The organism is Flavobacterium limi (assembly GCF_010645075.1).
Classification (GTDB): domain Bacteria; phylum Bacteroidota; class Bacteroidia; order Flavobacteriales; family Flavobacteriaceae; genus Flavobacterium; species Flavobacterium limi.
In genome coordinates this window covers 1-16,947 of sequence record NZ_JAADZV010000020.1, presented here as the reverse complement: position 1 = coordinate 16,947, position 16,947 = coordinate 1, and the positions used below count along the sequence as shown (strand labels likewise).

The window sequence follows — 16,947 nt, the reverse complement described above, 5'->3', positions numbered from 1 at the left end:
CCAAAAAAGTGATTTTTAAATAAACCAGAAATAATAAGATTAAAAATCCGATAGCGTAAGTTATCGGATTTTTTTGTATTCATTAAGCAATTAACTCACTCAAATTTGTTCAAATTCTTTTACCTTTTCATAAACCAGATTGCTTTCGTAACCTCTTCGAAGCAGGTAGTCACAAAATTTCTTTCGTTTTTTTAAAGGATTTCGTTCGGTTAAATTCTCCCAGCATTTTTGGGATAGCTGATCAAATGTTGTTCCGTATTCATCGGGCGGAATTTCTTTTAAAGCCAGATTAATGTTTGCTGCAGATATGTGCCTGGTTTTAAGTTCATTTACAATTCTAATTTTTCCCCAGTGTTTGATACGGTGTTTTCCACGTGCAAAGCTACAGGCAAAGCGTGTTTCGTTTAAAAAATTATCTTCAATAAGTTTGACAATAATAATGTCTATTTCTTCGGGAGACATTTTTAAAGCATATAGTTTTGTTACAACTTCATCATGGCAGCGATCCTGATAGGCACAAAAATGTTCTAGTTTTTGTAAAGCTTCTTTGATGGTCATATTTTAAAAAAAGAAAAATAATTTAACTGGAAACAAAAATAGCTTATTTAAAATTATTGTGACAAAACTTTTATTCTATATATAAAAAGTAGGAAAATTTAACACATTAAAATTCTTTTTTTTTATACATTTGAGATATTACCATTTTAAGCGACTTAAATTCAGTTGTTTATCATAATGTATTTTTTTGAGAAAAAGTGTTGCTTCAGACAATTCTCAATATTCTGACAGCCTTCATTTTTTCAATACCACTCATAAATAATACCAAGAATTCATTGATTTTTTAATCTTTAAACTCTGTTATTATGAGACTAAAATTACTTTTTTTGTTGTTTTTTGTTTTTTCTTCTTTGTGGGCTCAGCCGCCTCACACCTTTACAACACCTGGGAATGGTACTTTTAAAATTCCTGCGGGTGTGACTTCCTTAAATGTTGAATGTTGGGGTGCCGGAGGTGCCGGAGGAGGAGTTAATAACCTTGTTTCTCTTTTTGGCGGCGGCGGCGGTGGAGGAGGAGCATATAGTAGGGTTTCGACATTTGGAGTTACTCCTGCGGCATCGTTAAGTTATAAAGTTGGTGCTGCAGGAGCCGGAGTGAATGGAGCTGACGGTACAAATGGTGAATCAACTAATTTTTCTACTGTAATTGCACTTGGAGGATCCGGAGGTAAACATGGAAATACAGCTAATGGTGCTGGTGGTGCCGGAGCAGCCGCTTCAACAGGAACAGGAACATATTACTCGGGGGGTGCAGGAGCATTGGCAAGAACAATTCTAGTAACTGTATTGTCTTCCGGCGGCGGCGGCGGTAGTGCCGGAACAGCGGCTAATGGGAATAATGCCTCTACTAATCTTTTGGATGCGAATGGAGGTGCAGCAGTTACAGGCGGTGGTGCTGGAGCCAGTGGAATGACATTAATTGGAGGTGGTAATGGAAACAGTGGTAGTTCACCCGGTGGAGGGGGAGGAGGTGCATTAGGATTGTTAGGTGCTAATTTTAAAGGTGGAAATGGCGCAAATGGTCAGATAAAAATTTCTTACACCTGCCCAACATATAGTTTTACAGGTATTTCTGCACCAGATGTCTGCATTAGCTCAGGTACTACTTCTTTAGTAAGGTTAACCGGTGCTGGATTGCCTGTGGGTGATTATGTTGTAAGTTATACTACAACTAACCCAAGTGCTAGTTTAACAGCTAATGCTACCGTTAACATAGCAGGTACCTTAGAATTTACAGCAACAGGATTAAATTCGACCGGCAGCTCTACTATTACAGTAACTAAGCTTACCTCAGAAGCTTGCTTTAATGATTTTACAACTGGCAATGCAGTGACAATTAATGTATATGCCGGAAGTGTCGGTGGAACGATTAATACCCCTGCTGCTATTTGTAGTGGAAACACAAGCGGTTTGCTGACATTAACGGGTCACACAGGATCTGTAGTGAAATGGCAATATGCAGTGAGTCCTTTTTCTGTCTGGACCGATATAGCCAACACTACAACTGCATATACGTCTGGTCCATTAACGCAGACCACTCAGTTTAGAGCTGTCGTTAAAAATGGAAACGGGCCTTGTGGTGAGAAAAATTCAACTGTTTCAACGATCACAGTAAATCCTTTACCAACCCTTACAACAACGGGAACAATCAATCCTGTTTGTTTTAGTACTGGTTCCCAAACTGCCGCCTTGCCCTTACGATTGCTATACCAGCTAATGTTGCTGCCAATACATATACAGGTACGATGACTATCCAGAATGCAAATTGTTCTGCAACCCAGCCGATACAAATTACCATCAATGCTACAAGTGTTGGCGGGTCTATTAATACCCCTGCTGCTATTTGTAGTGGAAACACCAGCGGTCTGCTGACATTAACGGGTCATACAGGATCTGTAGTGAAATGGCAATATGCAGTAAGTCCTTTTTCTGTGTGGACCGATATATCCAATACTACGACCACCCATACATCTGGAGCATTAACACAGACTACCCAGTTTAGGGCAGTTGTTAAAAATGGAGTTTGTAACGAAGTAAATTCAGCTGTTTCAACGATCACAGTAAATCTTTTACCAACCCTTACAACAACGGGAACAATCAATCCTGTTTGTTTTAGTACTGGTTCCCAAACTGCCGCCTTGCCCTATACGGCTACAACAAATACTCCTGTGAGCTATAGCATTGTGTGGAGTGCAGCAGCCAATACGGCGGGACTTTCAAATCAGGGTGTTACCTCATTTGCTTTTTCATCAGGTGGAGGGAATTTAAATACGATTGCTATACCAGCTAATGTTGCTGCCAATACATATACAGGTACGATGACTATCCAGAATGCAAATTGTTCTGTCACTCAGGCTATACAACTTACTATTGTACCAAAACCTTCTGCACCAATACCGGGAGCTGTTACTCAGGCTATATGCGCAACTCCAACAGGAAGTCTGACTTTAAATGGATTACCAGCCTCAGTTACGTGGTTAATAAAACAAACCGGTACAGCATCCACAACGTATACGAGTACAGGCACATCATATCCAATTACCAATCTTGCTCCGGGAAATTATCAATTTACAGTTGAATATGCGGGAAGTTGCGTTTCTGCTGTTTCAACAAATGTTGTAATTAATAACCTTGTAACTAATACTTATAATAGCGGATGGTCGGATGGTGTTCCTACAATAAATCAAAATCTGGTTTTTGCTTCAAATTATTCTTCGACAGGAGAGGGATCAGGAGATATTAATGGATGCTCCTGCATGGTGAATTCTGGAATTAATGTTATAATAAACAGTGGTGATACATTAACCATACAAAATGCAGTTGTCAATAATGGAGGGACGTTAACTTTTGAAAATAATGCCAGTTTGGTACAGAATAATGCCATTGCAGTAAATTCAGGTAATATTATCTATAAAAGAAATTCAACCCCTATGAAGAACTTCGATTTTACTTATTGGTCATCTCCTGTAGGCGGACAAACGTTATACAATTTATCGCCTAATACACGTTGGGATAAATATCTTTCATACACGGGAACAGTTTGGCGTGAAGAACAATATGGTGCATCGGTTATGACAGGCGGAATAGGATATATTATCAGAACCCCACCTGAAGGGACCTGGCCTAATGGAGAACATGTTGTTTTTCCTTATTCACAGAAAGTTGAGTTTATTGGGATTCCTAATAATGGAAATATTTCCGGGCAGTCGGTAATAGCCGGAAATTATTATTTAATTGGTAATCCGTATCCTTCCGCGATTAGTGCAGACGCCTTTTTATTTGCAAATGCTAATAATAGCGCGATTTTAGATGGGACTATTTATTTCTGGACTCATAATACTCCTGTACAAATGGTGGGTACAAAACCGGCATATTCCTCAAGCGATTATGCCACTTATAATGGCGTTGGGGGAACATTAACTGCGCCTGCGCCTTCTGGAGGAGCTTCTCCATCTGGCAAAATAGCAGCAGGACAATCTTTCTTTGCCTCAGCAAGTGCCAACGGAACTGTAATGTTTAATAATGGAATGAGAATTCACGGGGATAACAATCAGTTTTTTAAACCTGCGAAAACAGCAAAACCAGATTTATTGGAAAAACATAGATTATGGCTCAATATGACTAATAAAGGAGGTGCGTTTAAACAATTATTAATTGGTTATGTTGATGGGGCGACTAATGAGTATGATAGTGATTTCGATGGAATAACTTTTGACGGAAATACGTACATAGATTTTTACAGTATTAATCTGGGCACTAATCTTGTAATCCAAGGGCGTGCACTACCTTTTAATAATTCTGATACAGTGCTTTTAGGATATCGTACTATTTTAGCAGGAGAGTTTACAATTTCAATAGATAAGACCGATGGAATATTAAGTAATCAGTCTGTTTATTTAGAAGATACACTAAATCATACGATTACTGACCTGAGTAAAAACGACTATATTTTTACCAGCAGCACAGGTGTTTTTAATGACAGATTTACGTTAAGATATACTAATACTACATTAGATACTACTGAATTTGAACACGATAATAATGTTTTAGTTTGGCTTGATAAAGAGAGCATAAAACTACATTCTTATGGAGAAGTTATAGATAAGGTATTGGTGTATGATATATCAGGAAAACTAGTTTATAGTGATTCAGAAATTTTAGCTTCTGAGGTGGTAATTAGTAATCTCAAATTTAAAAAAGAGGTTTTATTACTTAAAATCGTTTTAGCAGATAATCATATAGTAAATAAAAAAATTATAACGACATCAGAATAGTTAATTACTAATGATATGTCGAAATGTTTGGCTTTTATTCAAAAAGCAGCGGAAAAAAACTATTTGATTTTTTTATAAGAAAAAAAAACTGACAAAAGTTTTTTAGTAATATTTTATTTTTTTCAAAATTAATAATATGCTCAGCTTTTATGTTTTTAATATTTGTTTGTATCTCACTGATATTTAGGTGATTGTTTTATTTCGGTTTGTTGAATAAATTGTCAAACTGTATTTCATCGACTTTTTTTGCATTTTAACGATTATTGAATAAAAATTATTATCTTAAGGGTGCTCTTTGATAAAATACGAATAAAGGAATTTTTGATGCCTTTTTTTGTTAAAACTGAATTATTCATTTAAAAAATTTAATTGAGATGAAAACGATTTTTATTACGGTAGGCATATTGGTGAGTATATGCTCGTTTGGACAATCAGCAACAAATGCATTTAATGATGCAATCTCTGAAAACAAGATTCAATTTTTTGAATCATCTACAACTTCAAAAAGCACTGCGTTGGAAAAACATCGTATTTGGCTTAATATGACAAATACAGAAGGGGCTTTTAAACAATTGTTAGTTGGTTATATTGAAGGGGCTACAAATGGATATGACAGTAAATTTGACGGAATAACTTTGGATAAAAATCCTTATATAGATTTTTACAGTATTAATCTGGGTAGTAATCTGGTTATTCAGGGCCGTGCATTACCTTTTAGCGAATCTGATGCTGTGCCTTTAGGTTATCGTACTATTATAGAAGGCCAATTTACTATTTCGATAGACGAAGTGGATGGAATGCTTTCAGATCATCCTGTTTATTTAGAAGATAAATTAACTAATACTATTAATGATTTAAGACAAAATGGCTATACTTTTACTACTGCAACAGGGGTTTTTAACAATAGATTTGTTTTAAGATATACGAATAAAACACTAAATACAGATAATTTTGAAACTATAAATGATGTAGTTTCAATCGGAATTAAAAATCAAATAATTTCTGTAAATTCAACTTCGGAGAATATTGATAAAATTTCTGTTTACAATATTTCCGGACAGCAACTAGCGAATAAGGAGAACATTAGGGACAAACAGACAATAATCCAGGATTTGCCTCCCGCGCAACAAATTTTATTAGTAAAAGTATCTTTAGAAAATGGAAAATCCATTATTAAAAAAGCACTATTTAAATGAAATACTACTACTATCAAAAATCCGACACACTTATTTTGTCGGATTTTGTGTAAAAATTCAAGTTTTATAAATCAGCCCTTTTTTATTTAAAATCAAAATTTAAATAATGATTTATCATGCTGTTACTTTAAAAGAATATTTTTTTTGAGCTAATCTTTAATTCATTCAAGTTAAAATTTACTATTGATTAGCAGTAGTTTAGCTCACATTTTAATGATGCCAATTTAAAATTTATAAAAAATAAATGGACTTTATGGCAACTTTTATTGAATAGGAAAAACTTAACCTAATATAAATTAAAATGAAAAATATATACACTACCGTAGGTCTCTTTTTAATTTTTGTGTATTCATTTGGACAATCGGCAAGCAATTATACTTTTACAGCAATCCAGGGAAATTATATTTCTCTGACAGGAGTTGCCGGAGTAACCGATACTTCAATACCGGCAACTGCTGATGAAGGAGTTTCAAATGCGATTACACTGCCTTTTACTTTTACTTTTGCAGGAACAGCTTATACTTCTATAAAAGTGTCTCCTAATGGATGGATATATTTAGGTGCAGCAACCCCGGCTGAATCTAATGATAATACTCAGGCAAATGCAGAATCGAGAAAACCGATTTTATTTCCTTTATGGGATAATTTGAAATGTAATGTTGCACCCCGTTATGTAACGACAGGAATTGCTCCCCACAGAAGGTTTAAGGTAGAGTGGATTCAGCAAAGCTGGAATAATGGAGTGGCAGGTGATGTAATTTCGTTTCAGGTATGGTTATTCGAAACAACGAATGTGGTAGAGTATTTATACAATCAGGGAGCAGTAGCAGCAAACACTGCATCTTCAGGTGGTGCTTCGATAGGTATATATGATGGTTCAAGCAGATATTTGACATTAAATAATTCCAGCGGAACGCCTATTGCACAATCAGATGTTTTTACAACTAATATTAGTTCAAAACCTGCGACTGGGCAAATATATAGATTTAGCCCTCCTGTTGCGGAAGGATTAGAAGCTAATAACTACTGTTTTTCTGCAAGTTCAAGGACATATGATAATTTATTGTCAACTACAGATGTACCTAATTTAGCTGCAAGTTCAGATGATGCACTTTCGAGTTCGGTTGCCTTACCCTTTACCTTCAACTTTGCAGGATCTTTTTATTCTAATATAAGGGTTTCCAGTAATGGATGGATCACATTTGCATCACCCAGTATTACGGCATCCCAAAATTATACCAATAATATTTCTAATGCAAACCTTATAAGGCCTGCCTTGTTTGCGTTGTGGGATGATATTGAGCTTACAGTAATTCCAAAATATACAACATCAGGTACTGCACCAAACAGAATTTTTAAGATTGAATTTTCGAAGCAAAAATGGGATTATGCAGGACCAACCGACGCCATTTCTTTTCAAATATGGTTATATGAGAAAAGTAATATTATAGAATACATTTATAAACAGGGTGCTGGTGCATTACGAAACCCGTCGGCTACTATAGGTATATATGATGCGGCTGGAAAATACTTGCTTCTTAACAATACTAGTGCAAGTCCTACAACCACATCAAGTTCATTCATATTTACTCTTAATTCAAAGCCAGCCACAGGACAGGTGTACAGATTTACACCTCCTCCATCAATTTCATATCCCGGGAATGCTTTTATATCGATTGGTACGGTTGCAGTTACACAAAACGGAGCTACTGGTGGTACTTATTCGGCAACCCCGCCAGGTTTGTCTTTTGTGAGTACATCAACGGGTGAAGTCAACTTAACAGGAAGTTTGGGGGGTACCTATACAATATCCTATAATGTGGGAGGATGCGTAACTGCAACCACAGAGATGACTATTTTTCCTTTGCTGCCACAACCTGTCGGAACTGTAGGTATAGCTTCTTGTGCCAGTGCTAGTGATGGAAGCATAACCATTACCAATATGAACAACAGTGTAAGATTTGTAGCTGCTGATAATGATTATATAGACTTAGGAAGTCAGATGATGTCTAACCGGGGGGCTTTTACTATGGGTGGCTGGATAAAGTTTAAGGCCTCAGATATAACAGGCAGAATGAGTTTATTTGGCCAGAATAATGCTATAGAATTTGGTTTTGCATCTCCCTCAACTTTTGAATTATGGAGTGTCGCAACTGGTCAGGTTACGGCTTCGTTTACTCCGGCTACATTAGGAAATGAAGCATGGCATCATGTCTCAGTCACGGGTGATGGTGCCCGAATCAGGATTTATATAGATGGTGTCAGCGTTCCGGTAACTGGAGGTGTAGTAAATACTACGAATTATGGGGCATCAACTTTTACAACCAAAATAGGAAGCCGGGTTTTTTCTGATACAAATGGAGAAACTTTTACGGGCAGTATTTTAAAAGCAGCGTTTTACAGCACTGCACTCTCTGAATCTCGAATCCAGAGCCTTGCCTTTGGACCTACAGTATATTCTGGTTTTGAGCCTGGAATAATTGCAGGATATAACTTCTATGATGGTACAGGAACAACTCTGACTTCTATACCTGCCGGATTCAATGGTACATTTGTAAATACACCGGAATGGGTTGATCCTTATACCTATGCCTGGCAGAGAGTAGGAAATAATACTGTTATTGCTACTACAAAAAACTTAACAGGATTAACACCTGGAGATTATAGGGTTACAGTGGCACTAACCGGTGTGAGTAGTCCAAATGCTAAAGTTTTTACGGTTGGTTCAGCTGCAGAAGTTGTTGCAACAGCAGGAACAGGTGCAAATTGTACTACTACTATTAATGCCAATTGGAATGCAGTAGGAGGAACTACAAGTTATATATTGGATGTAGCCACAGATGCTGCTTTTACCAGTTTTGTTACAGGTTATAATGCTTTAAATGTTGGGACTGTAACAACCTATGCCGTGACCAATGTTCCTCCAGGTCCCATATATTACAGGGTTCGGAGAAATACAAGCTGTGGGGTAAGTGCCAATTCTAATGTAGTGCAATACCAAACTCTGCAAGCCAAAACTCCTGTTGCAACGGCAGCTGCGACCTTATCATGTACTAGTTTTACAGCCAACTGGAATGCTGTTGACGGGGCTAATGGATATTTTCTGGACGTTTCTACAAATGCCGGTTTTGCCAGTTTTGTTACAGGTTATAATAGTTTAAATGTAGGGAATGTAACAAGTGCTGCTATTACCGGACTAAGTTCTAATACGACTTATTATTACAGGGTACGTTCAGCAAATGCTGCCTGTGGTATGATGGCTACTTCGTCTAATACCATTTTAATATTAGTGAGTACAGGTCCTTCAGCTCCTACTGTGGGTACAATAACTCAGGCTACATGCGCTAATCCAACAGCAAGGGTTGTGTTAAATGGTCTTCCCGCGGGAGAATGGACATTACAATTTTCAACAGGTCAGACTTATACAGGAAGCGGGACAAGTGTCACCATATCCGATCTTGCACCTAATAACACCTTTACTGCTGCTGTTAAGACAGGTGCATGTTATTCTCCTAATTCAGCTAATATTGTACTGAATCCTTTAGTCGTTACCACATCAACATGGAATGGTAGTTCTTGGTCTGCTACACCATCAATTAATAATTACCTTGTTTTTGCAGGTAATTATAGCTCAATGGGAGATTTAAGCGGCTGTACCTGTACAGTAAATTCCGGTGTCTCAGTTGTAGTAAATTCCGGTCACACTTTTACTATTACAAATGCAGTTACAACCACGGGTGGAACATTAACTTTTGAAAATAATGCAAGTCTTGTTCAGACAAATGATGTCAGTAACACAGGAGATATTATATATAAGAGAATCTCTCAACCTATGAAAAAGTATGATTTTACATATTGGTCTTCTCCAATAGATGATCAGGTACTCAATGTATTGTCGCCAAATACGAGATTTGATAAATATTTGTCATATAATTCAACGTTGGATGTTTGGGAAGAAGAGCTTCCAGCGAACCGCATGACAGCTACAAAAGGTTATATTATAAGAACCCCTGAGGCAGGGCTTTATGGTAATGGTGAAAATGTGGTTTTTCCTTATTCTCAACAGCTTCAATTTGTTGGAGTTCCTAATAATGGTACTGTTTTTGGTCAGGAAATAACTGCTGTTACAGCAACTCGTTACTTTTTGTTAGGCAATCCATATGCTTCAGCTCTGGATGCAAATTTGTTTTTATCCGCAAATAATACAACTTTAGAAGGAACTATTTATTTTTGGACGCATAATACACCAATTGGACTAATTGGTTCTAAATATGCTTATACAACAGATGATTATGCTTCTTACAACTCTACTGGGGGAGTAGGGACGTCCGCAGAAAGCGACCCGGGTCACAACGACAATCCTGCTTTAGATCTGGGCAGAAAACCAACAGGAAAAATCGCTGCAGGACAGTCATTCTTCGTTGCCTCAAAAGCAGCGGGTACAATTGCATTTACAAATGGAATGCGTGTGCCAGGGAATAACAATCAGTTTTTCAAACCCGGAAAAGCGACACCTGTTGAAAAGCATCGTTTATGGCTGGAATTAAGTAATGATGAAGGAGCTTATAAGCAAACGTTAGTAGGTTACATTGAAGGGGCAACTGATAATTATGAAGATCAATTTGACGGAATTACTTTTGATGGAAATCCTTATGTAGATTTTTATAGTATCAATGAAGACAAAAAACTTGTAATCCAGGGAAGGGCTTTGCCTTTTGAAATTACAGATGTTGTTGCCTTGGGATATAAAAGCACAATTGCAGGTAATTTTACTATAGGAATAAATCAGACAGATGGTACTTTATCTAATCATCCGATATATCTTGAAGACAGGTTAACACAGGCTATTCATGATTTAAGAATAGCTGATTATACTTTTACAACGGCAGTCGGAACTTTTGATGACCGTTTTGTTTTAAAATACCAAAATACAAATTTGGGTTCGGATGATGTTGAAAATAATAAAAATAATTTGATTATTACGGTTCATGATAAAGTCGTTAACATCAATTCTCTGAATGATACTATTAATAAAATTTTTATATATGATATTGCAGGAAAATTGATTTACAAAAAAGATAAAATAAACAGTACTCAGTTTTCCAGACAGTTAAATGTTGCAGATCAGGTTTTACTTGTAAAAGTTCTTTTAGAGAATAATGGTGAGCAGACACGAAAAATTATATTTAGTTATTAGTTAGTTGTGTTTAAATAAAAAAAATCCGATAGTATTTATACTTATCGGATTTTTTTATTTAAATATTCGGTAAACTAATCAATGATTTTAAAAATAAATAAAAAGTAATTAGGTCAAAAGAAACATTTTTAAGTAATTATTTTTATAATTTATAAGTAAGATTTTACCTGTAAAAATTTTTTTTATTCAAAAAACTAGTGTTTTAATCGTGTTTTTTTGACTTTTATCGAATTCTTTATTTTTTGTTAAAAATACGATTAAGAACTATTATTTTTGTTCCATAATTAAGCCCCAAATTAATTATATTTTTTGATTTTAAATCTTATGTTTTGATTATCAGAACATAAATCTGTTAACTACAGAACTAAAATAAATTAAGTTTAGGGCAGCTATTAAATTGCTATTTGATTACTTAATTATCAGTTAAGGAAATCAATTTTAATAGAAGATAAGTTTACTTTTTAAATTTAATCCGCCCCAAATATGATTAAAAAACTACAAATTCTTATTCGTTTATTTTCTTCAAAACAAAATCAGAATATTCCAAAACCCATAGCTACAAACTTATTCGTCAATAATGCTAAATGGCTTCCTTTTGTTTTTCTTGCATTTCAAATGAGTTATGGGCAGACATGTAATGTGGTTACTAACTCAACTTTTACAGGTAACGCAAATGGATGGACACTTGGAGGCTCTGGTACAGGCTGGTATTATGAAGCTACCTGGGCACCAAATGAAATTTATATTGAAAAAGATGGTGCAATCGATCAATCATTAAGGCAAAGTGTAACAGGGCTTATTAATAATTCGTTAACTCTTTCCTTTAAAATTAAAGGGCAAAATGCAAATCGTTTGTCGACTTGTCCTACAACAGCTACACTCGTCATAAAATTAGGAGGTGTAACTTATATGACGATTAATAATGTGGCCGGATCTGTAGGGAGCCCAAATACCCAAATAACAACAGCCAATGTTACGACTTCTAATGGTGCCACTTACACCCAAACTGGATTTCCTTTAACGGTTGGTGGTGCAACTTCAGGTATAACAATATCACAAGGAACTATTACACTTACAATTCCATGGAATCCGGCATTATCAACGGCAGCAGATCTGGAGTTTGTAGCTACAACATCAAGTACTGCCATTGGATCCTGTCTTGCTTGGGGAGGCGATGACTGGTTTTTGGATGATATAATTCTTAATACTTCTAATCCGATAGCTTATAATATGACTGGAAATAGTATTTGTGAAGGAAATTCTACTACTATTGGTTTGAATAATTCGCAGATTGGAGTTAATTATCAGTTATATCGTAACGGTTCTACAGCTGTAGGGAGCGCTGTACCAGGAACAGGGTCGGCTATTTCTTTTGGAAGTCAAAGTATTACAGGTATTTATACATCGGTAGCTACAGCTGGAACCACAGGCTGTACTACACCAATGAATGGTAGTGTTTTAATTAATCCCAATCCAACATTAACTGGTGCATCACAGCCTGTATCCCAAACTGCGGTTTGTGCAGGTTCGGCAGCTACAATTAATTTGACAGGATTACTGCCAAGTACTACTTCAACAATAAATTATACTATCAATGGTGTTGCACAAACAGCAATTACGGGTGTTATTTCTAATGCTTCCGGAGCAGGAAGTTTTGCAACGCCTGTATTAACACTTGCCAATAATGGGCAAATATTGCAAATAACAGGTATTACTAATACAAGTGCTACCCCAAACTGTACGACTAGTTTTTCCAGAAATGTGACTTTGGCTGTTAACGCCACACCAACATTAACAGGAGCATCACAACCAGTAGCAGCTTGTGTGGGATCCGGAGCTACAATCAGTTTAACAGGATTACTGGCAAGTGCTACTTCAACGATTAATTATAGTATTAATGGTGTTGCACAAACTGCTGTAACAGGTGTCGTTTCTGATGCTTCAGGTGCAGCAAGTTTTAGTACAGTTGCTTTGACAGCAGCCAATAATGGTCAACAGTTACGAATCACAGGAGTTTCTACTACCAGTACTACTCCTAGTTGTTCTTCTGCGTTTACCCAAAATGTGACTTTATCTGTAAATCCGGCACCAACCTTAACGGGTGCTGCACAATCAGCAGCAGTTTGTGCTGGTTCTGGAGCTTTGATAAATTTAACAGGATTACCAGTAAACAGTACTTCAACAATAAATTATACTATTAATAGTGTTGCCCAGACTCCAATAACAGGTGTTGTTGCGAATGGCTCTGGTACAGCAAGTTTCACATCAGCAGCTTTAACAGCAGCCAATAATGGTCAGCAGTTGCGAATTACAGGAGTTACTGTAACTAGTACTACACCTAATTGTTCTGCTGCTTTTACTCAAAATGTGACATTAACAGTAAATCCGGTTTTGACAGCCTCTGTAAGTATTTCTGCTTCATCCGGAACGGTTTGCGCCGGAACAAATGTAACGTTTACTGCAACTCCAACAAATCCGGGGACAACTCCTGTTTATCAATGGAAATTAAATGGAGTAAATGTTGGAACCAATTCGACAACTTATACAAATAGTACTTTACTATTAAATAATGATGTGGTTACTTGTGAAATGACCTCTAATGCTTCCCCTTGTTTAACAGGAAGTCCGGCAACTTCGAATGCCATTACGGTGGCCTCGGCAGGACCAACAACTACAGGAGTGACTATTTGTGCAGGAGGTTCTGGATCTTTGAGTTCTTCAACAAGTTGTACTACTACGGGAAGTTCTAGTAGAGATGCCGGAACTGGAGCAACTGTAACAGGTGTCGGTACTTCAGCATGGTCAAATCCGGGTCGTATTACCGTAGACGATAATAGTAATACAACAGCATCAAGGAATTCTGATGGTACAACAACAACAAATTATCTACAAGCGACAAATTTTGGATTTGCTATACCAATTGGCGCTACAATTACCGGTGTCACAGTTTCGGTCAATCGATACGGTTCAGCAAATAGCACTTCTAATTATATTAGGGATAATGTTGTGAGTTTAATAAAGAGTGGGTTAGTTACTTCTACTAATAGAGGTTTAACAACAACAAATTGGGTTACAACACAAAATGATGTTGCATCTTATGGTGGAACAAATGATTTATGGGGTTCATCTTGGAATCCTGCTGATATAAACGCAACAAATTTTGGTGTCGCTTTATCCGCAAATATTACCAGAGATAGCGGGACTGTTACTGCAAATGTTGATTACATTCAGGTCACTATTACATATACTCTTCCAGGTTCTATAGATTGGTATACAGCTTCTTCCGGAGGGACATTATTAGGTTCAGGATCTACTTTCGATCCCGTTGGCGTTACTGGATCAGGGTTGGCTAACACTAATACTGTGGGAACAAGAACTTTTTACGCAGCATGTTCTTCAAGTCCAAATTGTAGAACGCCAACAACATTTGTTATTAGAGCTACACCCACAGCAACAATAAGTGGTACAACAACAGTTTGCGAGGGAGTTGCTTCTCCCGATGTGACTTTTACCAATCCACTTAGTTTGCCAATAACAGTTACTTATAACATTAATGGAGGAACAAACTCAACAATAAATGTGGCTGCAAATGCTACCGCTACAGTAGCAGCACCAACTGGAACTTCAGGAACTTTTGCGTATAATTTGGTTAGTGCAGTGTATCAGACAGCACCAACATGTTCTGCTCCATTGTCTGGTTCAGCTACGGTAACTGTACGTGCAACACCGGCAGCAACAATAAGCGGCACAACCACAGTTTGTCAGGGAACAACTTCACCAAATATAACTTTTACAAATCCGCTTAGTTTGCCTATTACAGTTAATTATACTGTTAATGGAACTAATGCAAGCATAAATATAGGAGCCAATACCTCAGCAACAGTTGCTACTCCAGCAGGAATATCAGGAACGTTTACTTATAATTTAGTGAGTGCAGTGTATCAGACAGCACCAACTTGTTCAGCAGCATTATCTGGTTCCGCTACAGTAACGGTTCTTGCCGCACCATCAGCGCCTACAGCTAATGCAGTGCAAACATTTTGTGGGATTAGTTCGCCAACAGTAGCTAATCTTACAGCTACAGGAACAACAATAAAATGGTATGCAGCCTCAAGTGGTGGATCTGAGTTGCCAATAACAACAGCTTTAGTAAATGGCAATCATTATTTCGCATCTCAAACAACTACTTGTGAAAGTACAACCAGATTTGAGGTAACCGCAATATTAAATGCGACACCTGTAATTACCCCTAACAAAGTTGATGAAACTTGTCCTTCATCTAATAATGGAACTATTTCACCTTCTCTTTCAGGAGGTTTAACCAATATTCGTTATATAAAATTAACTCAAAAATATGCTGATCATCAGCAAATAGAAGAAGTAGAGGCTTTTGAAATTTTCACGGGGAATAATGTTGCGTTAGCTTCAAATGGAGCAACAGCTTCTGCAAGTTCAACTTATAGTAATACTGCAACCTTTGGACCGCAACGTGCTATTGACGGAAATTATTTAAATAGCTTTTGGCATAGCGCACCAACAACTGCAGGGGAGTATATTGTAGTAGATTTGGCATCGGCAAAAAATATTGACCGTTTACGAATTCATAATAGGAGTGATTGTTGCTGGGAAAGAGGACAAAATATGTTATTAGAGTTGTTCGATGCTTCAAATAATCTTGTATACGCCAAAACAGTAGATCTTTGGGAAGGAGTAAACGCAGCTCATTATATAGAAGTAAATGTTTTGGATGTTTCATGGTCTGATGCTACAACGACATTAAACAGAACAGGATTAGATTCAGGAAGTTATACATTAAATTATGCAGATGCTGCAGGTTGCTCTGTAAATACACCAATAGCCATTGCATCTATAAATAATGTACCTACTATAGCCGCTATTTCTTCACCATCTATATTATGTTCAGGAGATTCTTTGAGTCCTTCTGCTCCTACGGTTACAGCAAACGGTTCTGCAGTTACGGCTTCTGGCTGGCAATTGGAAACTGCTGTTGGAGGTGGTACTTATGCAAACTTAACAGTTCCTTATACAGTTTCTTTTGCTGATAATGGAAAAAGAATTAGATATTATGCAACCAATGGTTGTGGTACAGCAAATGGTAATAGTGTATCAATAACAGTAAACGAAGCCCCATCAGCGCCAACATTAGGTGCAATAACTCATCTAAGTTGTACAACAAATACAGGAAGTATAGTTTTACAAAATTTACCAAGTGGGAGCTGGACTATAGCAAGCACACCGGCAACAGTTGTTACATCAGGATCCGGAACAGCTACTACTATCTCAGGATTAGCCGCTGGGAGTTATATATTCACAGTAACCAATTCAAATGGATGTCCTTCGACAGCATCGGCTACAGTCACTATTTTTGATAATTCTAATACCTGGAACGGTAATGCCTGGAGTAGAGGGATTCCACCAAACGCTTCGATGAATGTCACAATTGCTTCAGTAAGTCCAAATTCGCCATTTTTGACAGATTTGGTAGGTTGTGCCTTAACAATTAATAGTGGTGTAGTTGCTACAGTACCATCAGGGATAACATTAACTATTACCAATGAAGTAACGGTTAATGGCTCTTTAACATTTGAAAATAATGCTAGTTTGGTTCAAATTAACAATGTTAATAATAACTCTGGTCCGATCATCTACAAGCGTTCTTCCCAGCCGATGAAGCGTTACGATTTTACCTATTGGTCCTCTCC

Annotated in this window: 6 protein-coding genes; 5 read left to right on the top strand and 1 reads right to left on the bottom strand. The window is 37.0% G+C overall.

Features of this window, described 5'->3' with window-relative positions:
- Positions 1-99: 99 nt before the first annotated feature.
- Positions 100-558, bottom strand: a complete 459-nt coding sequence (locus tag GXM16_RS22550) for a regulatory protein RecX (protein ID WP_163396754.1) — start codon at positions 556-558, stop codon at positions 100-102.
- A 305-nt stretch (positions 559-863) separates the two neighbouring features.
- On the opposite strand from GXM16_RS22550, the gene GXM16_RS22545 reads away from it, so the two are divergent.
- The 5 genes from GXM16_RS22545 to GXM16_RS22525 form a co-directional block, all read left to right on the top strand.
- Positions 864-2,306, top strand: a complete 1,443-nt coding sequence (locus GXM16_RS22545; RefSeq protein ID WP_163396753.1) for a glycine-rich domain-containing protein — start codon at positions 864-866, stop codon at positions 2,304-2,306.
- Complete coding sequence (locus GXM16_RS22540) at positions 2,303-4,831, top strand: T9SS sorting signal type C domain-containing protein (RefSeq protein ID WP_163396752.1); 2,529 nt, start codon at positions 2,303-2,305, stop codon at positions 4,829-4,831. Before GXM16_RS22545 ends, GXM16_RS22540 begins: the two co-directional genes overlap by 4 nt.
- Positions 4,832-5,205: 374 nt before the next feature.
- Positions 5,206-6,027, top strand: a complete 822-nt coding sequence (locus GXM16_RS22535; protein WP_163396751.1) for a T9SS sorting signal type C domain-containing protein — start codon at positions 5,206-5,208, stop codon at positions 6,025-6,027.
- A 301-nt stretch (positions 6,028-6,328) separates the two neighbouring features.
- Positions 6,329-11,224 carry a LamG-like jellyroll fold domain-containing protein gene (locus tag GXM16_RS22530; RefSeq protein ID WP_163396750.1) on the top strand — a complete coding sequence of 1,632 codons (4,896 nt, stop codon included), beginning with the start codon at positions 6,329-6,331 and terminating at the stop codon, positions 11,222-11,224.
- A gap of 483 nt (positions 11,225-11,707) precedes the next feature.
- The coding region (locus tag GXM16_RS22525) for a beta strand repeat-containing protein (RefSeq protein WP_163396749.1) at positions 11,708-16,947 on the top strand (5,240 nt) is incomplete at its 3' end.

What these genes read in the sequence shown, in the direction of transcription:
- GXM16_RS22550 (WP_163396754.1), bottom strand. Translation starts at nt 558, where the DNA reads ATGACCATCAAAGAAGCTTTACAAAAACTAGAACATTTTTGTGCCTAT.
- GXM16_RS22545 (WP_163396753.1), top strand. Translation starts at nt 864, where the DNA reads ATGAGACTAAAATTACTTTTTTTGTTGTTTTTTGTTTTTTCTTCTTTG.
- GXM16_RS22540 (WP_163396752.1), top strand. Translation starts at nt 2,303, where the DNA reads ATGACTATCCAGAATGCAAATTGTTCTGCAACCCAGCCGATACAAATT.
- GXM16_RS22535 (WP_163396751.1), top strand. Translation starts at nt 5,206, where the DNA reads ATGAAAACGATTTTTATTACGGTAGGCATATTGGTGAGTATATGCTCG.
- GXM16_RS22530 (WP_163396750.1), top strand. Translation starts at nt 6,329, where the DNA reads ATGAAAAATATATACACTACCGTAGGTCTCTTTTTAATTTTTGTGTAT.